Here is a 23,521-nt window from a genome sequence, read left to right on the forward strand (position 1 = left end):
CTTTGACACTGGAAGGAGAACACACATGTTTTATCACGACAAGAAACTTCAGTATACCGTAAGGGTGGAAACCCCCGATCCCCGTTTTGCACGCATGCTCCAGCAGGCCATTGGCGGCGTGGAGGGTGAAATCCGGGTCATGCTGCAGTACCTTTTTCAGGCCTGGGGGGCACGTGGCCCGGCCAAGTACCGCGACATGCTCCTTGAAACCGGAACAGAAGAAATCGCTCACGTGGAAATGCTTGCCACTGCGGTTGCCATGAACCTTGAAGGTGCCCCTGGCAGCATGCAAGAGCAGATGGCAAAACAGAATCCCCTGGTGGAGGCTGTAATGGGAGGAATGGACCCCAGACAGTACCTCTCTGCAGGGATGGCAGCCCTTGCCAGTGACGCCAACGGGGTGCCTTTTGATGGCTCTCATGTGTATGCCAGTGGAAACCTCGCAGCAGACATGTATGCCAATGTGACCGCCGAGGCCACCGGACGTGCCCTCGCCACCCGCCTGTACCACCTGACCGATGATCCTGGCATGAAGGACATGCTGAGCTTCCTGATTGCACGCGACACCATGCACCAGCAACAATGGCTTGCCGTACTGGAAGAACTGGGTGGGCAACAGGGGGTGCTGCCCATTCCCAACAGCTTCCCTCAGGAAAAAGAAAAACAGGATGTCAGTTATGCGTTCTTCTCCACAGCTGTTGATGGCATTGAGCCTCCCTCCGGACGCTTCACCAGTGGGCCTTCCCTCGATGGCAAGGGTGAGTTCAGTGTCGTGAAAATTGCCCCCATGGGTCAGGAGCCAAAACTTGCCCCTCCCCTGCCCCAGGCCCATGCGCAACTGGAACAGATGCAAGGTGGCGTCCGTCCTCAGCAGACCGCCAGTCAGGCCCTCGGGGACAGCACCATTGAAGTGACCCCACGGACCACCAAAAGCAAAAAAGCCAGCAGCAAATAAACATTGAATTCCTGCAGGCCCTTCTTGCAAGAGAAGGGCTTTTCAGGTTGCTTCGTTTTCAGGAACTCTTCAGCAAGTGATCTGGGCAACCCAGAAATCCAGGAGAAAGCTGGGCCGTTTGACCGCAGGCCAGCAAACGATTGCAAATCCAATTGTCATGTGCTGATCGCTGATCGCTGACGGCTGACAGCCCAATGAACACCCCCACCTTGCCTGTGAAGCCATATAGCAATTTGGCCTGAAAAACATATAAGGTATAGTGCGATGAGTCAGCCTTTGATCGTACTCGCCACTGGAGGCACCGGAGGACACATTTATCCCGCCGTTGCCCTTGCCCAGGAACTCGCAAAAAGGGGGTATGCTTCCGCCATTCTGGGAATGGATGGGGGCATGGAAGAGCGCATCGCTCGCCAGGAAAACCTGCCTTTTTACGGGGTCAGCGCTGGAAAGATAGACCGCAGTAAACCCAATCCCATGGAAGTGTTCAAGGCAGCCAGAGGCTTTACAGAGGCCCGCACTGCCCTGATGCGAATCAAACCCAAAGTTGTTGTTGGATTCGGAGGTTATGCCTCTCTGCCCGGGGTGCTCTCTGCCCAGTCTCTGGGCATTCCCACCGTGCTGCATGAACAGAATGCCCGTCTGGGCCTCACCCAGAAGCTTGCTCTGGGCCGCGCAAAAAGTGTCACCACGGCTTACCCGAAGGTCCAGGGGTTGCCTGAATCCAGGGTCAAGTGGGTCGGCATGCCTGTGCGTGAAAAACGCATGGACCGCAAGGAGGCCCTCAGCCGCCTGAACCTGCAGGAAGGCCCCCTCACTGTGCTGGTGATGGGAGGGTCGCAGGGAAGCCTTTTTCTCAACCAGTCGGTTCCCGGAGCCCTGGAAGGGGCCTGCGGCATTGAGGGTCTGTGTGGCGAATATGGCATCCAGGTGATCCATTCCACCGGACCTCGCTGGCTCACCGAGATGGTGCCCAAAGTGCAGCACCTGAGCTGGTACAAGGTCACGGGTTTTGTGGACAGCACCGCTGCGTGGTCCTGTGCCGACATTGCCATCACACGGGCAGGGAGCGGCACACTGGCAGAGGCAGCGTTTTATGGGGTTCCTGTGATTGCTGTTCCCCTCTCAAGCTCTGCAGACAACCACCAGCTTTTCAATGCCAAGGCTGTGGAACAGGCCGGAGCAGGCCGTCTGGTGGAGGAATCCGAAATCACCAAGCTTGGAGAGGTCTTCAAACAGGCCCTCGCAAGCGACCAGCGCAAAAAGATGCGCGACGCTGCCGCCACCCTCACCCCTGCTGGAGCGGCTGCCCGTCTTGCCGACGAGGTGCTGCGCATCAGAGGAGGTCAGGGATGAATTACCATCTCATGGCCGTCTGTGGGATCGGGGTCAGCGGGCTTGCAAGGCTCCTCAAAGCCCAGGGGCACCAGGTCTCCGGCTGCGATGCGAAAGTCAACGAAATGGGCCAGCAGCTGATCTCTGAAGGGATTGAAGTCTGGGAGAAACACAATCCAGACCACATCAGTGAAGACCTGACTGCCCTGATTCTCAGCACCGCCATCAAGGACTCTGAGCCTGAAGTGGTGAAAGCGCGTGAACTCGGGATTCCTGTCCTGAGGCGCATTCAGGTGCTTGATGAGATCATGCAGGGCGCTCCTGCCAGCATAGGGATTGCAGGCACCCACGGCAAAACCACCACCACAAGCCTGACCGCTGTCGCCATGATGGGGGCAGGTCTGGACCCCAGTGCTTTTGTGGGAAGTGTGCTTCCCGACTTTGAGGGCAGCAATGTGCGTCTGGGTTCCGGTCCTTTCGTGGCCGAAATTGACGAATCCGATCCACAGTTCCAGCACCTGAAAGTCAGCATTGCCGTGATGACCAACCTGGAGGATGATCACGTTTCTCCAGATGGTCAGGCCAGCGAGAACTACTATGCTTCCGTGGAATCCCTGCATGCCGCATTCAGAGAGTACGTGCAGAACGCCCAGAAACTGATTTACTGCGCTGACTGGGAAGGTCTGGACGCTTTTACTGCAAACCATCCTGATCGGGTCTCTTATGGCATTGGCCGTGGAGATTATCAAGCCTTCAACATCGAATCCACCGACCAGAGCCAGAGCTTTGACCTGCTGGTTCGTGGAGAGTACAGAGGACGGGTTTTCCTGACCCTGCTTGGCAACCACAACGTCCTGAACAGCCTTGCTGCCCTCAGTGTGGTGGGAGAGCTCGGTGGAGACATGGCAGGGGCCATCACGGCACTTGCACAGTTCAGGGGGGCAGGTCGCCGCTGGCAGGAGATCGGCAGACGCAGTGGTGCCCTGATCGTGGACGATTACGCCCACAACCCCACCAAAGTTCAGGCTGCATTGCAAGCGGCCCGACAGACCGGACGTCGTGTGCGGGTGATCTTCCAGCCGCACAGGTACAAGCGCACCCAGCTTTCCTGGGAACGCTACGCCACCATCCTGACTGCCGCAGATGAGGTGATTCTGCTGGACATCTATGGAGCCAGCGAGACCCCCATCGAAGGGGTGCACTCGGGCCTGATTCAGTCCAGAATGACAGAACTGGGGTTCGCTGCAGTGTTTTATGCTCAGAATTTTGATGAGGCCATCCGGCTCGCCCTCTCTTCCCTGCAGGAAAACGACCTGCTCCTGACCCTGGGTGCAGGAGATGTCACCCGGATTGCTGTGAGGTTGCTCGAATGATCAAGGTGTCCCATCTGCCCCTCGCCAAACTCACCACCCTGGGCGTCGGAGGAGAATCCGAAGTCTGGACCGTGCATGACCAGACGGAACTTCTGGAAGCCATGCAGGCCCCCTACCGTCCTCTGGGTGGAGGCTCGAATCTGGTGGTCAGCGATGCAGGGGTCAAAGAGCGGGTCATTCTGCTCAAAGGCAGCCTTTCTGAAATTGATCTGGAAGCCGATCCGGCCTTATCCAGCGAAAAAATGCATGTCACAGGATGGGTGGGCGCAGGAAAAGCCCTCCCTGCCCTGGTGCGCCAGGTCCAGAAACTCGGCCTGAGCGGTCTGGAAGGTCTCGTGGGGATTCCTGCCACTGTCGGAGGGGCCGTCTGGATGAATGCAGGCACCCGTTACGGTGAGATGTGGGACGCCCTTTACTGCCTGGAAATCGCCTATCAAGGGAAGATCACCGTGCATCACCCCAGTGACTTTCCGTATCAGTACCGTTCCAGTGGCTTGCCTCAGGGGGCGGTGGTCTCACGGGTGCGCCTGAAACTGACCCCATCCACCCCGGAAGACGTGCAGGCCAAGATGGACTTTGCAGACAACGCCCGCAAAGGTCAGCCCAAAGCCCGAACCGCAGGTTGTGCCTTCAAGAACCCCAATGGGGTCAGCGCAGGCAAACTGATCGATGAGGCTGGACTCAAAGGCTTAAGGGTCGGCAATGCCATGATCTCACACGAGCACGGTAACTTTGTGATCAATCTGGGCGGAGCGACCGCTGCAGATGTCATGGAACTGTTGCGCATCGTGCGTGAAAAAATCGGCATTCCACTGGAAATGGAGTATGAAGTGTGGGAATAATTCGCTTTCTGGTGATCATGCTCATCACGGTGACCCTGCTCGTGGTATCCTGGTTCATCCTGCCCGTGCGGCAGACCCAGGTTGCAGGCCTGAAGCACCTCAAAGAAAGCGACATTTTGAATCTGGTGCATGGGCACCCCGGAGATCCGTGGCTGTGGATCACCAGATACCGCCTGAAAGGGCTTGAAAAACACCCCTGGGTGCTCAGTGCGAAAGTCACGAAAGTGTTCCCCAGCGATGTGAAAGTCAGCATTGTGGAGCGTGTGCCCGTGGCCCGTCTCCTGAAAAACAGCCATGAGGTGGTGCTCTCGGCAGACGGTGTGGAACTGCCTGGAGCCCCCAGAGTGGGACCTCTGATCAAGGCAGAAGGCAAATTGAATATTCAACAGGCTCTGGAAGCTGCTTTCGTGTTGCGTCGTGAAGGCGTTCAGGTTGTAGAATTGACACCAGCAGGCATTCGCATGAAACTCAAGGACTCCACCGTCTGGGCGGATTCTGTCGATTCCTTGCGCAAATACATGAGCAGTGTCAAAATGAAGCGTGGTAAGAACATCCACATTTACCCTTGGGGGGTGAGCGTCCAGTAATGAGTGTTAACCAAATCATTGTAGGTCTCGACATCGGTACGACGAAAGTCACAACGGTGATCGGCGAGGTCGGACCCGATGGTGTGCTGGACGTTATTGGTGAAGCCACTGTTCCCAGCGACGGGATCAAGAAGGGCGTGGTCGTCAATTTAGACAAGACCACTCAAGCCATCCGGCAGAGCATTGCGGCTGCCGAGCGCGTTGCAGGAGTGAAAGTACACGAAGCATTCGTCAGCGCCAACGGCTCCCACATCAAAGCGCTCACCAGTCACGGACTAGCAGCCATCCGCAGAAACCAGGAAATCTCCCGCGCAGATGTAGAACGCGCGATTGAAAACGCACAGGCAGTACCCCTTGACCCCACCGTGGAAATCCTGCACATCTTGCCGCAGGAATACACCGTGGACGGTCAGGAAGAGATCAAAAACCCGATTGGCATGCAGGGCGTCCGTTTAGAGGTGGACGTTCACATGGTGACGGGCTCGGTGGGACCGCTCGCCAACCTGCGCCGCTGTGTGCAGGAAAGCGGCATCACCCCGAATCAGCTGGTGCTTCAGGCATACGCTGCAGGTCTGGCCGTGCTGGACCAGCAGGATTATGACCACACTGTGCTGGTGATCGACATTGGCGGGGGCACCACCGACATTGGGGTCTTCCGTCGCGGAAACCTCTGCCACAGCGCAGTGATTCCCATCGGTGGGGACCACATCACCGGAGACATCGCCCAGATCCTCAAGATTCCCTTCGAGGAAGCCGAACGCATCAAGAAACGCTACGGCAGTGCGATTCCCGAACTCGCAGATCCAGACGCCATGCTGGAAATCACCCAGGCTGGCGTGCAGACCAGCATCTCTCCTTTTGAACTCTCCCGCATCATCAAACCCCGCGTGGCAGAAATCTTCGCGCTGGTGCGCGGCGAGATCGACCATGCACTGGGACCCATTGAGATCATCACCTCCAGTGTGATCCTCACCGGGGGGACCAACATGATGAAAGGGATGGGTGAACTGGCCAGAGACCGCTTCAGGCTCCCCGTCCGGCAGGGCAACCCCACCAAACTGGGCGGCCTGAAAGACCTGGTGGCCAGGCCCAGCTATGCCACCGCCATCGGTCTGCTGCGTTTCGCAGGTCTGCAGGAAGAACAGCCCACCTCTGGTGCCACCCGCACCAAGGCCACCGTCCCCGCCACACCCACCCCGCAGGAAGTGCACAGCCACACCCCCACTCCCGTCGTCAACAGCACTCCGGTCCCTCAACCCACCACCGTGCTCGACGAACCCGTGACCTCACAAACCAAGCCGCAACAGGGGCAGAAAGCCACCGATGGAGGCAAATCTTTCCTGGATCGGCTGAAGGACATCTTCAAAGATTTCTTCTGAGCAACACACGCTCAGAAGGTTGGCACACGGGAAAAATAGAGTAGGATGTGTTGATAAGGAGAAGCAATGCAAGCAGCGAAGATACGCGTGATTGGATTAGGCGGAGCTGGGAACAACGCCGTGAATCGCATGATCGAATCTGGACTTGAAGGCGTGGAGTTCATTGCAGGGAACACCGACGCGCAGGTCCTGGCCAAGAGCCATGCCGAGGTCAGAATTCAGCTGGGAGACCGGCTGACCCGTGGCCTGGGTGCAGGGGCCGACCCCGAAGTGGGCGAGAAGGCCGCTCTGGAAGACAGAGAACGCATCCGTGAATACCTGGACGGCACCGACATGCTGTTCATCACTGCAGGCATGGGCGGCGGAACCGGAACCGGCAGTGCCCCCGTGGTTGCAGAAATCGCCCGCGAGATGGGCATCCTGACTGTGGCCATCGTGACCCGCCCCTTCCGCTTCGAAGGTCCCAAACGTGGCCGGGTGGCAGAAGAAGGCATCGCCAAACTCGCCGAGCGCGTGGACGGCATGATCGTGGTCAACAACGAGCGCCTGCTCACCACCGTTGGACCCAAAGTCAGCGTCCGTGACGCCTTCCTGATCGCCGACCGTGTGCTGTACTACGGCGTGAAGGGCATCAGCGACGTCATCAACGTGGACGGCATGATCAACGTGGACTTCGCCGACGTGCGCAACCTGCTCGTCAGCGCAGGAACGGTCCTGATGGGCATCGGCTCTGGACGCGGGGACAACCTCGCAGAAGAGGCCGCTGCCAGTGCAGTGCACTCTCCCCTGCTCGAACGCGGCATCGAAGGCGCAAGACGCATTCTGGTCAACGTCACGGGCGGTTACGACCTCTCCCTCGACGACGCCAATGCCATCGTTGAGAAGATTCGCGAAGCCACTGGCTTCGACGAGCCTGACATGCTCTTCGGGGTGTCCTTCGACGAGAACGCCGGAGACGAGGTGCGCGTAACTGTGATCGCCACCGGATTCAATGAGTCCCCCGTGCAAACCCAGCGTCGCAGCGCCATCGAAAGCATGGCCCGCCAGACCCGGGGCAAGGTCGATCAGCTTGATTTTGACATTCCCGCTTTTCTGAGATACGGCGATCGGGACTGAAATAAACCCATCAAAAAGACCGGGATATCCCGGTCTTTTTGTTTTTGTCCCTCCCTCCTGCCCATCGGCCTTTCTGCACAGACCTGCCCTTTTGCTCCCTTTTCCCTGTACACTGAGATCTGCTGTTTGCAGGGCATTCCTGCAGATGCCCAAATTCAAATCCAAGTGTGAAACCACTGCAATGAACACCTACCAGCATCCCTCCCAGAGACCCGACACCGAGACGGTGATTGCCATTGGCTCGTTTGATGGTGTGCACCTCGGGCACCAGAGCCTTCTCAACACCCTGATTGCGCAGGCGAAAATGCATCAGGTGCCCAGCGTGGTCTTCACGTTTGATCCGCCCACCCGGGTGCTGATTCAGGGGGTGGATTTTCTGTCCACCCTGCCCGAGAAACTGAAGCTTTTAGAGCAGCTTGGGGTGGACGAGGTCATTGCCATGCCCTTCACCCGTGAGTTTGCAGGAAGGCCCAAGGAAGACTTCCTCAAGGACCTCAGCATTCTGCGCCCAAAGACCATTGTGGTGGGGCAGGATTTTGGTTTTGGCAAGGGGCGTGCAGGAGGGCTGCCAGACCTGCGCACCATCACCTCTGAATTGATTGCCCTGCCGATGCTGAGCCTGGACAGTGAGCCCGTCAAGAGCACCCGCATCCGGGGTTTTTTGAACCAGGGTCAGGTGGAAGAAGCCCACCAGCTTCTGGGCCGTGAATATGAGGCCATCGGTGTGGTGGTGCATGGGGACAAGCGGGGCCGCCTGATCGGTTTCCCCACCGCGAACGTCGCAGTGCCCGAAGGTAAACTGCTGCCCAGAGGCGTTTATTTTGTGGACTTCGTGGTGGACGGCCAGACCCATCACGGCATTGCCAACGTGGGCAAACGACCCACAGTGGAGGGTGAGGATGTGCGTCTGGAGGTGCACCTGCTGAATTTCCAGGGCGACCTGTACGGTCAGGAAGCCATGGTCAAATTCAAGCGTTTCATTCGCACCGAGCAGAAGTTTGATGGTCTTGACGCCCTGAAGGGGCAACTGGACCGGGACCGGCAGCTGGCCCTGTCCTGGATTCATTGAAACACATCAAAACAGCCGCACTCAAACAAAAAGAGCCTCATCAGAGGCTCTTTTTTGCTGGCATCACTCTGTTTGCTGCTGGGTTTCGTCCAGCAGGTTGTTGCACTCAAAGGCCGTGTCTGGATTGTAGGCCATGTACGCCTGCCGGATGTCCTCAGCAATGCGCTGGGCCACAGTGTGGCTTTGCTGGTTGCTCTGGTGGGCCAGAAAGCTGTACACCGCCACCTTGTAAGGCTGGATCTGGCTTTCGAGCAGCCAGTTCATGGTTTCCTCGGTGTTCATGGCACTGAAATCCATGCTCTGCCAGTCACCGTAAGTGGTCTTGCCTTCAAAGAGCAGGGTGGGCTGAAAGTTTTTGTATTCGTAAACTTCATATTTGCTGGCCCGCCTGAAATCCTGCAGGGGAATGACCGCTTCAGTGTCCTGATCGTCGATCATGATTCTGCTGAGGGTCTGGTCGTCCTGATCTTTGAGTTGCAGCATCATGGGGCCGTGATCTGGCAGGTTGAGCGGGATCATCACCTCCCTGAAGGGATACTGGCTGGGCACGACCACATCTGTGCTGATGTCATAGCAGGTGGTGGTGGAGATGGCTTTCGATGAGCCAGAAACGGTGACCGCATCATCAGAGGGCAGGAAGAACCGGGTGACGCCCTCAAAATAATTGGCCACAGCTTCCCCGAAGGAAGGCGAGGGGGCCCAGACCTTTTCACATCCCGAGTCCGGGAACATGGATTTGGAGAGTTTCTTTTTGTTGTCCACAAAGAGGTCGTAGCGGATGGAACCTTTCTCCACACAGACCTGCGATCCTCTGGTCAGGGTCAGGGTCTGCTTGCCTGTGTAATTTTTGATGGTGTTGTTGGGCAGGATGATCTTGTAGCGGGTGTTGCTGGATTTGGGGGTCACCACCAGACGCACATTCTGAGCAGCAGCACCCCCCATACACAGCAGGGCAATGAGCATCAGGGATCGGGGGTGGATGTTCATGTGGGGACCTCCTCGGTGGGGGCAGGTGAGGGTTCAGGGACAGGCTCGGTTTCTTCTGTGGACCCAGATGCATCTTCTTCCGGGTTTTTCAGCTTCATGAAGGTTCTCAGCAGGTAGAGGGCCACCAGGGGCAGCGTGTAATCCAGAAAGTAGCCCTGATGATGCATGATGGCTGCTGCGGGGATCATCAGGAGCATCCAGACCAGCACGATTTCCAGGAAGTCCCCCAGCAGGTTCTTGAGCTTCAGGGTGCTGTCCACCAGCAAGGTGGCGGCCAGTTGCAGGATGAACAGGGTCACGGCCCCGAACACCACAATCCACACCCCAGAGACTGCTTTGCCGAAGTGGTTGTAGCTCAGCAGGTTCATCAGGCTGGTGAGGTGCACCTCCACCCCACTGGTCGGGACTTTCACAAAAGGGCTGATGGGGGTGTAATAGTTGTCTCCGCTGTTCCTGTCCGTGCGACCAATCACCACCAGACCAGAATCAAAGATGTGCTGGTCGCCGGGGTGCTGCAGGATTTCGTTGGCTTTGCGAACTTCCAGACCATCCCAGTACTGCAGTTCGGCAGAGCGGTCGATTTTTTTGAAGACCAGGGCATCCACCTCTGTGGGTTCTGCTTTGACCTTCTCCCCTGCCCTGTTGCAGGCCCGGTTTCCTGCAGTGACCTGCTGGCCCTGACCCACACGGTAAAGGGCCTCTGCCACCGAGGGGTAACCTTCTTTGGTGCCGGCAAGCTGACGGACCATGAAACTGCCCTCATCGAGCAGCAGGTCATGGTTCACGAAGCACAGGTTTGGGTAGTCCTGCAGGTTCTGCAAACGGCCATCGAAAACAAAGGTGGTCTGGTTTTCCCTGCCTTTCTGGTAGGGCAGGAACACCGGAAAAGGTGCGGTCTGGAGGGCCTGCATCAGGGCACGGGAATCCGAGTAGGGATCAGGGTAGGAGAAGTCCAGGTCAATGAAAACCGCTTTGGGTTTCTCTGGAAAGCGGGTAAGGTTCCCCAGGATGCTGGCCAGGGCATCCCGGTTGAAGTACAGCATCTCACCTGCGCCACACTTGCCAGGGTCTTTGAATTCACAGTGCTTCTGTCTGGACTGCTGCAATGAGGCCTGCTTCACTGCCTCATCGTCCAGATCGATCAGGAAGACCTTCTCATCCTGCCTTGCAGAAAGGGCCATGCCCGACTGCACAAAGTTGATGGTGTCAAAAGCCTGGTCACTGATGTTGTTCAGTGAGCTTGCCAGCAGGGTCACGGGTGTGAAGTTCTTTCCAGGTCCATCTGCAAAAGCCACAAAGAGGGCCAGAACCGCTGAGATGACCACCACCAGCAGGGTGTTCAGGGCACTGTCTTTGACCTGAGCGTGGTGGTTGGTCCAGAACCGAACGAAAAAGCTTTTGACCCGGGTCAGCACATGGGGCTCCTCGTGTGATGTGTTACAGCTTTCATCATAGCGATCAGAAGCTGAAACAGTTCTGCTGTCATCACATCGGGATCTGAAGCATGCTCACGTCAGGACGATGCAACAGGCCGCCCTGACCACCTGTGCTTCAGGGTTTACGGTTTGACTTTGATTTCCTTGACCTGCTGGGCATTTTGCAGGGGAACGGTTCTTTCCATGAAAATCTCCACAGCACGGGTCACCAGGCGTTCAGAGAATCCTGAAACGAGGGCGAGTGCCAGCAGCACATCGTAGGTGAGCTTGCTCTGGTCGATGATCCCTGCCCCAAGCACCGTGAACAGGGCAATGCTGGACAGGCCCGCAAGAGCAAACCGCGCAAAGGTGAGGGTGTATTCGGAGATCTCACTGGGGATGGTGTTGGAGCGCACCTGCTTGAAGGAACTGACAAAACCGCTGATGGCTGCCCCAATCCAGCTGAGCAGCAGCACAATCAGCCATTGCAGTTTCGGCTGGGTGAGGGGATAAACCTGTGAGGTGGTGAAGGCTTTGATGTCTGGCCCCAGCAAAACCCACGCCAGAACGGCCCCAGTGGTGTACAGGGAGAGCAATTGCAATCTGCGGTTCTGCAGGTGCAGCACATGGTAGACACTGTTCTGGTAGTCATGCAGCAGTTGCATCACTTCTGCGAGGGCCTGGGGGCTGATGTTCTCCCGCAGTTGATCGCAATCGGTCAGGATGCTGCGGGCAGCGTCCTTGCGCCAGGGTGAGTTGATCTTGGGATCAGAGATCTCCCGGAGCACCTCTGCAGCTTTGATCTGGATTTCCTCCTGGGTGAAGCCATAGACCAGATACCGCTGGGCGGTTTTCAGCAGACGCCAGCCCAGGTCCAGGGCCCGGTGCTGCATGGCCTGCATCACCAGTTCAAGCAGTTCACGGACCTGGGTCTGCCAGTTGATCGGGCTGGGAACGGCAGGCTGACGGCCTGCCAGGGCCTGAAACTCATGGAGGGTCTGCAGGTAGTTGGCATGCAGCCTGAACTGGCGCGATGAGCCGCTGAACCGCCAGAGCGGCTGGAAATCACCGGACACAGTCCGGATGGCAGGCGTTTCTTTGAGGACCTCTGTCACTGTTCCCTCCAGGCATGAAACTCTTTGCGTTTTCTGCAGTTTAGAGGTTATTGTGTGTCCAGGATGTGATGGGAGAGATCAGGAAAAACCCCTGAAGGTCATTCAGGGGTTTCATGGATGTCAGGTTGAGAAGGTCAGACGTTGGGCTCGATCAGGCCATAGTGACCGTCTTTGCGGCGGTAAACCACAGCCACATGACTGGTCTGGCTGTTGAGGAACACGTAGAAGTCGTGGTCCAGGGCCTCCATCTGCACAGCAGCGTCCTCTGGGCTCATGGGACGCATTTCAAAGCGCTTGGAGCGCACAATTTCGGGGTTCTGGAATTCTTCTTCTTCGTGGGGCACCACGTCTGCGGGGACGGTCTCGTGGCGGCGTTTCAGCAGTTTGGTTTTGAATTTGCGCAGCTGGCGTTCGAGCACATCCACCACGCGGTCCACGGCAGCATACATGTCGCTGTTCGACTCCTCGGCACGGATGATCCCGCCGGGAATGTTGATTTGCACTTCAATGCGGTTTCTGCGGTGGGTGTCCTTGGAGTCACGCGTGCTCATCACCACACGGGCTTCAGTGATGTTCTCATTGAAGCGGTCCAGTCGGTCGAGTTTGCTGCTCACGTAATCGCGGAGGGCCTCGGTGATTTCAAGGTTACGTCCAGAGATTTTATAGATGTTCACACGATCACCCCTCTATGTATAACGCCAAAGCGGCCCGACGCATGTTGTCCCATACGCCTTTTTCGAGGCTTCACCGCTTTTGGTGTTCATATCTTAACACATCTCCATGAAAACACCAGACCTTTTGTCCCAGTTCACTGAAACGCAGGAAACAAACGTCCCAAAGCCTGAAAAAATCAACTGGAATCGGCAAGTAGGCAAGAACCCTTACTGTGTGCCCTCATGAATTTGTTAGATTGGCCCCATGGAATCCCCGGACCAGTTGTCTGCCCGCGAACTCTCTGACCTGCTGCGGTCAAACCAGACCACCAGTGTGGACCTCACCCGTCATTTTCTGGAGCGCATCGAAACCCTCAATGGGGACTTGCATGCCGTCATCAGCACCCATCCAGAAGCGCTGCAGCAGGCAAGCCTTCTCGATGAGGAACGTGCAGCAGGGCATCTGCGTGGCCCATTGCATGGCATTCCTGTGCTTGTGAAAGACAACATCGATGTGACCAGTGTTCCCTGCACGGCAGGTTCCATTGCCCTGAAAAACCACGTCCCTCAGGAAGATGCCTTCCTGGTGCAAAGGTTGAAAGCTGCAGGGTGCATCATTCTGGGGAAAACCAACCTGACCGAGTTCGCCAATTTCATGACCATCGACATGCCCAACGGGTACAGTTCGCTTGGGGGCCAGACTGTCAACTTTCGGTTGAAAGGCCAAGACACTGGAGGATCAAGTTCGGGCAGTGGGGTGGCGGTGGCTGCAGGGCTTGCTCCCATGGCCATCGGAACGGAAACCAGTGGCAGCATCATCCATCCGGCCAACCACAGTGGGGTGGTGGGTCTGAAACCCACGGTGGGCAGCATCTCCAGAAGGGGCGTGATTCCCATCTCGTTCAGTCAGGACACCGCAGGACCCATGACCCGCACGGTGGAAGATGCCGCCATGCTGTATCAGGTGCTGGCTGCCCATGATCCTGCAGATCCACAGTCCAGGGCTGTTGGTGCTTTTCGTCTGCCTGAAATCCAGCCCGGAATGCGAATCGGGGTTTTTCGGGAAAGCTTCAAGCTCCTCACTGAAGAGGAAAATGGCTTTCTGGAACAGGCCCTGCAAAAGCTCACAGAGGCTGGAATCGCTCTGGTGGATGTGGAATACCGCCACCCAGAACTCAGCCACCAGTGGCGCTGGGAAGTGCTGACCCATGAATTCAAAGAGGGCCTGAACAAATACCTTTCCACAGTTACAGAGGGTCCCCGCTCCATGACCGAACTGATTGATTTTTACGATGAGCATGCCGAAGAGGGCCTCAGGTATGGTCAGGTTCTGCTGCTGGCCGCCAACAGCACCACGGGCACCCTGAGCAACCCTGCATACAACCGCTCTCGCAAACTGGACCTCTTGTATTCCAGAGACCTCGGCATCGATGATCTGCTGAGGGAACACCAGCTGGAAGCCCTGATCTACCCGAAATGGTATGGCTATGATGTGCCTGCAAAGGCAGGTTACCCCAGCCTGACCGTCCCTGTGGGCTTCAGGGAAGATGGCATGGGTGTGAACCTGACCTTCACCAGCACGGCCTGGACAGAGCCACTGCTGCTGTCGCTGGGGTTGCTGCTGGAAAAATAGAAAACGGCGGACGTGTCCGCCGTCTTTTTTGGATGTGGGTTCAGTCCTGAATGACCGTCATGTCTCTGGGCTGGGGCAGGAACTCCAGATCCGGGTACTGCTCGAGTGCGAAATCCAGATCGAAGCGGTTTCTGAACAGCATCACCGGGCGTCCCCTGTCGTCTTCGACGTGCTTGGCGAAACGGGCCAGGGCACTGGGTTCACCAGCAAGCCAGCGCACCAGTTTGTAGCTGGAGTGAATCAGGTCGATGGCGACGTTGTACTCTTCCAGCATGCGGTGCTCGAAGACTTCAAATTGCAGCTGTCCGACCACGCCCAGGATGGGATCTCTGGCTCCGTCAGTGGGGTAGAAAATCTGCACCACCCCTTCTTCAGAAAGTTGTTCCAGACCCTTGCGGAAGGCTTTGCGCTTGCTGACATCCTTGGGGGACACAGTGGCAAAGTGCTCTGGGGTGAAACGGGGGAAGTCGGTCAGGCGGATCTTGGGGTTCACGCTGACCACATCACCGATCTGGAAGACACCTGGATTCACCAGACCCACGATGTCACCAGGGTAGGCCACTTCGATGCTTTCACGGTCCTGTGCGAACAGGGTGTGGGCTCGGGACAGGCGGATTTCCCTGCCTGTGCGGGTGTGGGTCACAGCCATGCCACGCTCAAAGGTGCCAGAGGCGACGCGCATGTAGGCGGTGCGGTCCCGGTGCTGCTTGCTCATGTTGGCCTGCAGTTTGAAGATAAACCCGGTGAAGCTTTCCTCGGTGGGTTCCAGTGTGCCGAGGGTGGTTTCAATGGCATGCGGAGATGGGGCAAGCTCCACAAGGGCATCCAGGAAGTTTTCCACCCCGAAGTTGGTGATGGCGCTTCCCCAGAACACGGGGGTCATCTCCCCTTTCAGGAAGAGCTCCATGTCGAAGGGATCAAGCACGCCCTCAACCATCTCGACCTGGTCCTGCAGGATCTGCAGGGCGTCACTTCCCAGCAGGCTTTCAAGCTGGGGGTCATTCAGGTCTGCCACCTGCACAGGTGCGCGTTTCTTGCCGTGCTCGGTGCGCTCGAACAGGAAGACCCGTTTCTGTTGCAGGTCGTACACCCCTTTGAAGTCCGGACCGGAGCCGATGGGCCAGGTCATGGGCACCACTTTGATTTTCAGGGTGCTCTCCACCTGCTCCAGAAGCTCGAAGAAGTCCATGGCCGGACGGTCCATCTTGTTCATGAAGGTGATGATGGGGATGTTCTTGTTGCGGCAGACGGCAAACAGTTTCTCGGTCTGGGCCTGCACACCACGGGCAGCGTCCAGCATCATCAGGGCACTGTCCACGGCCATCAGGGTGCGGTAGGTGTCCTCACTGAAGTCCTGGTGCCCGGGGGTGTCCAGCAGGTTGATGTGGTAGCCATGGTAGTCAAACACCAGCGCAGAACTGGAAATGGAGATTCCACGCTGCTGCTCGATGGTCATCCAGTCGGACTGCGTCTGTTTCTGGTTCTGCTTGGCAGTGACCGAACCTGCGCTCTGGATGGCGCCTCCGTAGAGCAGGAGTTTTTCGGTCATGGTGGTTTTACCGGCGTCCGGGTGGGAGATGATCGCAAACGTGCGTCTGCGCTGAATTTCATGGGGTAGGGTTGTCATAGGCTCGACCTCTGCAAGAAAAAACGCCCGCGAGAAAAGGGCGATAACACTTTATTATACCCGATTTCGCAGACCTCAAAATTCTTTGAGTGTCTTCACTATTATCATCATGTTACACAACACACTCATGGGTAGGGGGATTCCATGAAGATTGCTGTGCTCTCAGACATTCACGGAAATTTACAGGCCTTTGAGGCTGTGCTGAACGATGCAAAAGACGCAGACCAGATCATCTTGCTCGGAGACAACGTGAACTGGGGGATGCATTCACCAGAAGTGCTGCAGCGGATTCAGAGCAAAAATGTACAAACCCTCAAAGGAAACCATGAAATCATGTTGCTCGACCACCTGACCGGGCAGGCCCCTGTGGAGGCCTACACCAGTGACAGTTTTGCTCCAGCACGCTTCTGGGCAGGGCAACTTGCAGGCTGGAAAGAAGTGATCGAGTCCTGGCCCGGGACCCTCACCCTCAGCTTTTCAGGCCTGCCAGACCTGTACTTCTGTCATGCCAGCCCTCGAAGTGCTTTCGACGAAATTCTCCTCAAATCCGACAGCGAACTGAAAGCCCTGTGTCAGGAGGTGAAAGCCCCCTTCCTTTTTGCAGGCCACACCCACAGGCAAATGCTCAAAAATCTGGGCAGAAAAACCCTGTGCACGGTGGGGTCTGTTGGTTTCCCGGTGGATGGCACCTCTGAAGCCTCTTATGTGATGCTGCATGGACAGCAGGGCAAGTGGAACATTGAGTTCAGAAAAACGGTCTACGATCTGGAGGCTTTTCACCACAGTTACCATGAGAGCGGGTTTTTGCAGCAAACCGGAGTGATCGGCACTCTGATTTATCTGGGAGCATTGCTGGGACGCTCCACCCTGCGTGAATTTGGGCGCTACAGGAACAGACATGCACTGGAACGGGCCCTGGACCTGCCCCTGCTGCTGGAGTTTCTGCAACATGAATTGACCCCCAGAGAGATCCACACCCTGATGCAAAACAGGCACACGCCACACGAAGTCCTGCAGGGCCTCAAACGGGCCAGCAGCATTGTGCTTTGAGATCCGCTCAATCGTTCACTGATCAACGATGACCTTGACACATGAGGCCTATAATCGAACGCGTGAACATTGCCATTCTCTGTCATGCCACTGCCGGCGGCTCGGGTGTGGTGGCCACCGAACTCGGGGTGGAACTCGCCCAGCACGATCATGAAGTGCATTTTGTCTCCACGGCACAGCCTTTCAGGCTGTCCGCACTGGACTGTTGCACCAATGTTTTTTTTCATCAGGTGGGACGCTATGAGTATCCGCTTTTTGAACAGGCCCTCACCACCATCAATACAGCAAACACCCTTGCTGAAGTCATTCAGGAACATGACATCCAGATCACCCATGCCCATTATGCGATTCCTTACGCCACCAGTGCCCTGATGGCCCAGGACATCACAGGCAGGACCAAAGTGGTGACCACCTTGCATGGTACAGATGTCACGCTGGTGGGTCTTGATCCGGCGTTCAGGCACTCCACCCGTCACGCCATTCAGAAATCGGGTCGGGTGACGGCAGTGTCACAGTTTCTGGCAAACCACACCAGTGAACTGTTCAAACTGGATGTTCCCATTGAAGTGATCTACAACTTTGTGGACATTCACCGTTTTCAGCGCAACACAGATGCTCGCTACCGGGCCAGATTTGCTCATCCGGAAGAGAAGATCCTGCTTCACCTGTCGAATTTTCGGGGGGTCAAACGCACACTGGATGTGATTGAAATCTTTGCCCGCGTGCAATCGGAAGTGCCTTCCAGACTGCTGATGGTCGGAGACGGTCCGGACCGCTCAAGGGCATTTGAGCTGGCCCAGAAACTTGGTGTGATTGGTCGGGTGCATTTTCTGGGGTCGTACCCATCGGTGGAAACCATCATGGGCATTGCGGATGTCTTCCTCCTTCCTTCCAGCCAGGAGTCTTTTGGGCTGGTGGCTCTAGAAGCCATGTCCTGCGGCGTACCAGTGGTGAGCAGCAACGTTGGAGGCATTCCTGAAGTGAACATCCAGGGTGAAACAGGGTTCATGTGCCCGGTCGGTGATGTCGATGGAATGGCCCATGCAACGTTGCAATTGCTCCAGAATGAAACGCTCCACCGCGAAATGGGGGGCCGTGCTCGGTCACGGGCGGTGGATCATTTTCAGCCGCATCATATCGTTCCTCAATATTTAAGAGTGTACGAAGATCTACTGACCGAATAGTTTCTCATATTTCACCGTAAACATAATGAAAGCTTTATGAGCGCGCTTGAGGATTGGGAAGTTCACCTGGGCCATTTTGACATGCCTGCCCTGTCAAAATGGCCTATTCTGGTCTTTAGAGGTCTTAAAAGCCTTAAAAACCCGCCAAAACCAGCCCTTACATTTGATGTAACATGAGAAGCTTAATTTTTGGTTTTAATGTTTTATCATGTTATTTTTTCTGCTGATATCAGCGATTTTTCAATGGTTCAACATCAAAATAAGCATGTATGTGAGAAAAAAATGAGTAACAAAACCTTATTTTCTTAGAATTCGCTCAGGGGCTCAGCTTACCTTAAGTTAGGCAAGTCTAGAATTGCCTTTGCACCAAAGGCGTACCAGTCCTCGGGAAAAGCCAGCGCAAGATGCCCCCTGACTTTGCAATTGCGCATCGACCCTAAAGCAGCACAACCTGCATCTACATCACCCACAACAGGTGGGTAGAGGACTTATTGACTTATGGCGAAAAGCACCCTGAGATTCACCCTGATCGGGACTGCATTGTTGTGCAGCGCCCTGAACCTCAGCACCGCTGCATACAGCGAAGCCGAGACCAAATCACTGAAAGTCGAGGTCCCTGTGGACCCTGTTCTGCCTGCAGACAGCCTGGCTGAAAAAGCCCTCGACCTGACCCAGGCCACTGCGCCTGCCGTACAGAACAAAACTGTGGTGGCCCAGACCAAAGTGGCCCAGATTGCCAAGACGGTTCAGAAAACCCCACAGAAAACCACCAAAACCGTGGCCAAACCTCAGACAGCCAAAGTTGCTCCTGCACAGTACAGAACAGGCGGCAGCTTCATTCTGAAGGCCACTGCTTACAACAGCTTTGCAGGCCAGACGGACAGCACCCCTCACATCACAGCCACAGGTGCAAGAACCCGCTTTGGCATTGTTGCCCTGAGCCGTGACATGCTCAGAAAAATTCCTTACGGCAGCAAGGTGAAAATTGAGCTGCTTGGCAAGGGAGCTTCCTACTACAATCGACTGCTGTCCCAGACGGTCTTTGTGGTCGAAGACACCATGCACCCTCGCAAGTATGGGCAGGTGGACATCTGGATGCGATCCATGAGTGAGGCTCGCAGTTGGGGTGTGCGCCAGGTCAGGCTCACAGTCCTGAGATAAAAAAGCACATCTTTTGATTCTGGAGAGGTCTGCACCCCAGGCCTCTTCTCTGCTGTTAAATGCCGATCAGAGCACATTCAAAAACTGTGCTGTGACACTGTCTTTCTTCACATGAATCAAAATGAAGGGAGCATTGAGGAAGGCACAGCAGACAGCTAACATTTCTAAGACATTTGATTTCTAGACTGTGGCCGTACCTGACAAAACCCCGTTTCAGCGCAGTTTCAGCCGGGGTATGTCTGGTGCAGGAGGCATCACCGTGCACAAATTGCAATTGACCTTTCCTTATTCACACCACCGTCGCCTGAAGCGGCTGATTCGGAAATTGACAAAAGCAGCCCAGGAGGAAGGCTACAGCCTGAGTGTGCTCCCCCCTGCTGCAGACCGTCCCACGTTTATTCTGCAGATCCGGGCCACCCTCGACGCCCTGCAGACTTTCATCCAGTCCCACTTCAGCTTCACCTTCAAAGATGCGCTCTGCAGCATTGAAATCCGTCCTGCCTGATCTGCAGATCACTTGACACCAGCTCCCCTCACGGGGAGATTTTTGTTGTGGTTTGCCCACTGTGAACATTTGACTTTGACCCCGGGGCAAGGTTGTATGCTGCCTTCGAGGTCAGAAACATGCCCGAAGCCTGGCTGAAAATTGGAGAAATTGCCACCCTGCTGGGGGTCAGCACCAAAACCCTGCGGCATTACCAGAAACTCGGCCTGATTGAAGAACCGGAACGCACCGATGGCAAATACCGCCTGTACACACCGAGACACCTGGAAAGGCTCAGGCAGATTCGTGACCTGCAACAGGTTGGACTGAAGCTCCATGAAGTGCGGTTTGTGCTGGAAAGCGAGAAGCCAGAACAGGTCCTCAAGCAACTGCTGAAACTCAAAATTCAGGAAATGGAGCGGGAGATCCAGAAGTTGCAGGAAAGCAAAAAACGGGCAAAGCACCTGATCAAACAGGAAAATCCTCTGCAGACCCTGCTGGAAGAGAAGATTCCTGACTTCTGGAAAGTGCACCTCGATGCCCTGGAGGGACGCATCCCACAGCAGGCCCTTGAACGCGAAAAGGCCCTGATGGGCAAAATGCTGAGCCTGCCTGCCCTGCAAAGCCCTGAACAGCTGGAAGCCGACATGAAGTTCATGCAGGACCATCCTGAAGTGCAGGAGATGCTGCTCGACTGGACTTCACGCGTGGACCAGACCGATGATCCAGCAGAACTGGACCACCTTGCCCTGGAACTGGCACAAAGCGAGTGGCTCAGGGGACTCTTTGGACAGCCTGGAGCCGTGCAGGACCGACATGGAGACTTCCTGACCCAGGCCCTGCTGCCTGCCGAGAGCAAAGAAGGCTGGGTGCTTGAGCGTGTGAAACACCACCTGACCCGGAGGTTGCCATGAACATCACCGAACTTGCCCAGAAGCTTTTCTCTCCCTTTCAGGACCGAACTGCAGGAAATGCCGTGGCGGTGCTCTGGAACGGAGAGGTGGTCTACCAGCACACTGCTGGATGGGCACAGGCTGAGAAGAAGATCCCCGTGGTCCCCACCACACGTTTCTGCATCGGGTCCATCACCAAGACCATGACGGCCATTCATGTGATGCAGCTTGTGGAAGCAGGCAAAATCCAGCTGGATGATCCTGTGAAACTGCACCTCAAGAGCATCCAGATCCATGAGCCTTACCTGAACAATCCCATCCGGGTCCGGCACCTGCTGACCCACACCTCCGGACTGGGGTACTTTCGCAGCTGGAAAGACCTGTTGCTGCCTGCTGGAGCCCTGGGAACGCTGGGGGTAACCCCCGGGCTGAAGGATTATTACCAGAAAGGCCTCACACCCATCTGTGCCCCCATGACCCGCTGGGCTTACTCCAACCATGCCTTTGCCCTGCTGGGGCAGCTGGTTGAAGATGTCACTGGAAAGCCTTTCGAGCACACCTTCACAGCTCAGGTGCTCAGGACCGCTGGAATGCAAACTGCCACCCTGCAAAGGCCCCAGGAACGTGCCATGCCTTACCTCAGGCAACGCAAAGCCTTCAAGCCTGCTCCAGATCTCGACATCATCGTGAAACCTGCAGGTTCGGTCTATGCCAGTCTGGAAGACATGCTGGCCTATGCCAGAAGCCTTCTGACCTTCTCTCCTGCCCTGCTTGGCAGAGACAGCTTTGCAGAGATGTACAGGAGGCAGTATCAGGCTCATGCAGAGCTGACTGGAATGGGGCTTGGGTTCGTGCTGGAAAACATCGCAGGTGAAGAAGTGTATTTTCACACTGGAGGGTGGATCGGGTACAACAGTGCCCTTTTTGTCTGTCCTGGAAAAGGGGCAGCTGTGATCATGATGTCCAACTCCGAGGCACATGACATTCTTGCGCTTCCCGGTCGGTTCATCAGAGAGGCGCTTGCAGGTACACCTGAATCTGAATCTTCCACACCCATTGCCGTTGACACGTTGAAGTTTGCACACAGCTATGCAGAACCCGCTTACGGTCTGGAGAAGGTGATCTCCCTGCTGGGACAGCCTGGAGGCATCAGGCTGGTTGCCCGGGAAGGGCAGCTTTTTTTCAGGACCCTCACTGGCCCCTGGAGAAAAGGGGTGTTGCTCAAACCCCGTGGAGGTCAACTCTTTGAAATCGATGACCCCCATCAACCTGTGCTGTGCAGACTGGACATTGCAGAACAGAAGGTGGTGGCCATCGACATGGGACTCAGCCGTCTGGTGGGGAGGTTCTAGCGTCCATCAGGTGGTGCGGTGCTTCTCTCACTGACCTCGGGTAAGCTTGAGAGCGACATGCGACTCATTCTCACCCTGGCCCTCTCGCACCTGCGCAGGAGACGCACCCAGAATGCCCTGACCATCATTGGCATTGCTGTTGGTGTGATGGTGCTGGTCACCGCACTTTCCCTCACCAATGGATTCACCCAGTCTCTGATTGATGCAACCTTGCGGACCATTCCGCACCTTGCCCTGATCACCCGTGAAAAGGAGCCCAGCAAGGCACTCGAAGCTGCCTTGAAAAAAGACCCCAATGTGGTGGCATTCAGTTCTTTTGCTGCAGACAAGGCCCTGATCACAAGGCCTGCCACACAGGGGCTTCCAGCAGGGGTGGACTTCTCGACGCTGCTCGGGGTAACCCCACAGGAATCGGGCATCCTGAACCTCAGGCCCGAAGAGATCAAACTGATTTCCAGCCTCAAAGACGATGAAATTGTACTGGGAGAGGTGCTGTCCCGGGCCATCGGAGCCTTCCCTGGCGATGAAGTGCGCCTCCTGAACAGCCAGTACAAACGGGCCATCTTGAAAGTCAAAGGCACCTTCCGCTCGGGTTACATCCTGATCGATCAGGGGTACGCCTTCATGAGCCTGGACGCCATCAAGAAGCTGAACCCGGACAGTCCCATCAGTTACCGGGTGAACCTGAAAGACCCCTTGCAGGCCCGTGATTTTGGTTATCAGATTGCCCGTGAATTTCAGGATTACACTCCCCAACCCTGGCAGGACATCAACGCGACCCTGATTGAGCAGATGGCGCTGCAAAAAAGAGTGATTGGGATTGTGGTTTTCTTGATCGTGATTGTGGCGGCCTTCGGGATTGCCAACATCCTGATCCTCAGCGTGTTCGAGAAAACCCAGGAAATTGCCATCCTGCGGGCCATGGGCACCCCGGAGAAATGGATTCTGCAAACCTTCATGCTGGAGGGCCTGATCCTTGGGGCAGGAGGCCTGATTCTCGGGAACCTTCTGGGCCTTGCGGTCAGCTATTACTTCAAGCTCTACCCGATCCGCCTTCCCGGAGATCTGTATTTCATTTCCAGTCTGCCCGTGCAGATCCAGGCCCAGGATTTTGTCTGGGTGAACATCGTGAGTCTGGCCACCACCCTGCTTGCTGGATTTGCAGCCGCCAGCAAAGCTGCACGCATTGAACCTGCCAAAGTCATCCGCTGAATGAGCACTCAGCCATCCGCATTCAGCAGTCCGCCTCTTGCAGGGATTTGATCTTTTCAGAGAGCAACAACGGATGATAGGGGTTCACCCCTCCAGGTGTGG

General features: G+C 56.1%; 21 protein-coding genes. 16 read left to right on the forward strand and 5 right to left on the reverse strand.

Going from position 1 to position 23,521, the window contains the following annotated elements:
* The first annotated feature begins 25 nt into the window (after positions 1-25).
* The 8 genes from DC3_RS03685 (at position 26) to ribF (ending at position 8,653) form a co-directional block, all read left to right on the forward strand.
* Positions 26-955: a manganese catalase family protein gene (locus DC3_RS03685; protein WP_146882424.1), complete on the forward strand. Its 930-nt coding sequence runs from the start codon at positions 26-28 to the stop codon at positions 953-955.
* Positions 956-1,219: 264 nt separating this feature from the next.
* Positions 1,220-2,308, forward strand: a complete 1,089-nt coding sequence (gene murG, locus DC3_RS03690; RefSeq protein ID WP_146882426.1) for an undecaprenyldiphospho-muramoylpentapeptide beta-N-acetylglucosaminyltransferase — start codon at positions 1,220-1,222, stop codon at positions 2,306-2,308.
* Entirely contained in the window at positions 2,305-3,660 is a 1,356-nt protein-coding gene (murC, locus tag DC3_RS03695; protein ID WP_246130526.1) for a UDP-N-acetylmuramate--L-alanine ligase, read from the forward strand. The genes murG and murC overlap by 4 nt, the downstream gene beginning before the upstream one ends.
* Positions 3,657-4,502 (forward strand): UDP-N-acetylmuramate dehydrogenase, encoded by an 846-nt coding sequence (locus DC3_RS03700; protein ID WP_146882428.1) that lies wholly within the window; start codon positions 3,657-3,659, stop codon positions 4,500-4,502. The genes murC and DC3_RS03700 overlap by 4 nt, the downstream gene beginning before the upstream one ends.
* Positions 4,493-5,089, forward strand: coding sequence for a cell division protein FtsQ/DivIB (locus tag DC3_RS03705; protein ID WP_146882430.1), 597 nt, complete (start codon positions 4,493-4,495; stop codon positions 5,087-5,089). The genes DC3_RS03700 and DC3_RS03705 overlap by 10 nt, the downstream gene beginning before the upstream one ends.
* The gene (gene ftsA / locus DC3_RS03710) at positions 5,089-6,468 is read left to right on the forward strand and encodes a cell division protein FtsA (RefSeq protein WP_146882431.1); all 1,380 of its coding nucleotides are present in this window, start codon (positions 5,089-5,091) and stop codon (positions 6,466-6,468) included. The genes DC3_RS03705 and ftsA overlap by 1 nt, the downstream gene beginning before the upstream one ends.
* A 66-nt stretch (positions 6,469-6,534) precedes the next feature.
* A complete protein-coding gene (gene ftsZ, locus DC3_RS03715; protein WP_034338265.1) occupies positions 6,535-7,584 on the forward strand; it encodes a cell division protein FtsZ in 1,050 nt (349 codons plus the stop codon).
* A 181-nt stretch (positions 7,585-7,765) separates the two neighbouring features.
* On the forward strand, positions 7,766-8,653 hold the full coding sequence (ribF, locus tag DC3_RS03720; protein ID WP_146882496.1) for a riboflavin biosynthesis protein RibF: 888 nt from the start codon (positions 7,766-7,768) through the stop codon (positions 8,651-8,653).
* Positions 8,654-8,716: 63 nt separating this feature from the next.
* Here the strand turns inward: ribF and DC3_RS03725 are convergent, their stop codons facing one another.
* From DC3_RS03725 to hpf, 4 genes are all read right to left on the reverse strand, one after another.
* The gene (locus DC3_RS03725; RefSeq protein WP_146882433.1) at positions 8,717-9,640 is read right to left on the reverse strand and encodes a hypothetical protein; all 924 of its coding nucleotides are present in this window, start codon (positions 9,638-9,640) and stop codon (positions 8,717-8,719) included.
* Entirely contained in the window at positions 9,637-11,055 is a 1,419-nt protein-coding gene (locus tag DC3_RS03730; protein ID WP_146882435.1) for a CHASE2 domain-containing protein, read from the reverse strand. The genes DC3_RS03725 and DC3_RS03730 overlap by 4 nt, the downstream gene beginning before the upstream one ends.
* 143 nt (positions 11,056-11,198) lie before the next feature.
* Complete coding sequence (locus tag DC3_RS03735; RefSeq protein ID WP_146882437.1) at positions 11,199-12,170, reverse strand: hypothetical protein; 972 nt, start codon at positions 12,168-12,170, stop codon at positions 11,199-11,201.
* 134 nt (positions 12,171-12,304) lie between these two features.
* Positions 12,305-12,844 carry a ribosome hibernation-promoting factor, HPF/YfiA family gene (hpf, locus tag DC3_RS03740; RefSeq protein WP_146882438.1) on the reverse strand — a complete coding sequence of 180 codons (540 nt, stop codon included), beginning with the start codon at positions 12,842-12,844 and terminating at the stop codon, positions 12,305-12,307.
* A gap of 244 nt (positions 12,845-13,088) precedes the next feature.
* Here hpf and DC3_RS03745 point away from each other — a divergent pair, with 244 nt between their 5' ends.
* Entirely contained in the window at positions 13,089-14,456 is a 1,368-nt protein-coding gene (locus DC3_RS03745) for an amidase family protein (protein ID WP_146882441.1), read from the forward strand.
* 40 nt (positions 14,457-14,496) lie between these two features.
* Here the strand turns inward: DC3_RS03745 and DC3_RS03750 are convergent, their stop codons facing one another.
* Positions 14,497-16,083: a peptide chain release factor 3 gene (locus DC3_RS03750; RefSeq protein WP_146882443.1), complete on the reverse strand. Its 1,587-nt coding sequence runs from the start codon at positions 16,081-16,083 to the stop codon at positions 14,497-14,499.
* A gap of 144 nt (positions 16,084-16,227) precedes the next feature.
* On the opposite strand from DC3_RS03750, the gene DC3_RS03755 reads away from it, so the two are divergent.
* The 7 genes from DC3_RS03755 to DC3_RS03785 all read left to right on the forward strand — a co-directional run bounded on the left by DC3_RS03755 (position 16,228) and on the right by DC3_RS03785 (position 23,419).
* Entirely contained in the window at positions 16,228-17,133 is a 906-nt protein-coding gene (locus tag DC3_RS03755) for a metallophosphoesterase family protein (protein ID WP_146882444.1), read from the forward strand.
* Positions 17,134-17,174: 41 nt separating this feature from the next.
* Positions 17,175-18,317 carry an N-acetyl-alpha-D-glucosaminyl L-malate synthase BshA gene (bshA, locus tag DC3_RS03760; RefSeq protein WP_146882446.1) on the forward strand — a complete coding sequence of 381 codons (1,143 nt, stop codon included), beginning with the start codon at positions 17,175-17,177 and terminating at the stop codon, positions 18,315-18,317.
* A gap of 498 nt (positions 18,318-18,815) precedes the next feature.
* Positions 18,816-19,478 (forward strand): 3D domain-containing protein, encoded by a 663-nt coding sequence (locus tag DC3_RS29680; RefSeq protein ID WP_146882449.1) that lies wholly within the window; start codon positions 18,816-18,818, stop codon positions 19,476-19,478.
* A 259-nt stretch (positions 19,479-19,737) separates the two neighbouring features.
* Positions 19,738-19,983 (forward strand): hypothetical protein, encoded by a 246-nt coding sequence (locus DC3_RS03770; protein ID WP_146882451.1) that lies wholly within the window; start codon positions 19,738-19,740, stop codon positions 19,981-19,983.
* Positions 19,984-20,102: 119 nt separating this feature from the next.
* Positions 20,103-20,876 (forward strand): MerR family transcriptional regulator, encoded by a 774-nt coding sequence (locus tag DC3_RS03775; protein WP_146882452.1) that lies wholly within the window; start codon positions 20,103-20,105, stop codon positions 20,874-20,876.
* The gene (locus tag DC3_RS03780) at positions 20,873-22,207 is read left to right on the forward strand and encodes a serine hydrolase domain-containing protein (protein ID WP_146882454.1); all 1,335 of its coding nucleotides are present in this window, start codon (positions 20,873-20,875) and stop codon (positions 22,205-22,207) included. The genes DC3_RS03775 and DC3_RS03780 overlap by 4 nt, the downstream gene beginning before the upstream one ends.
* 57 nt (positions 22,208-22,264) lie before the next feature.
* Complete coding sequence (locus DC3_RS03785; RefSeq protein WP_146882456.1) at positions 22,265-23,419, forward strand: FtsX-like permease family protein; 1,155 nt, start codon at positions 22,265-22,267, stop codon at positions 23,417-23,419.
* Positions 23,420-23,521 lie beyond the last annotated feature (102 nt).

The sequence above is a fragment of the Deinococcus cellulosilyticus NBRC 106333 = KACC 11606 genome, assembly GCF_007990775.1.
Classification (GTDB): Bacteria; Deinococcota; Deinococci; order Deinococcales; family Deinococcaceae; genus Deinococcus_C; species Deinococcus_C cellulosilyticus.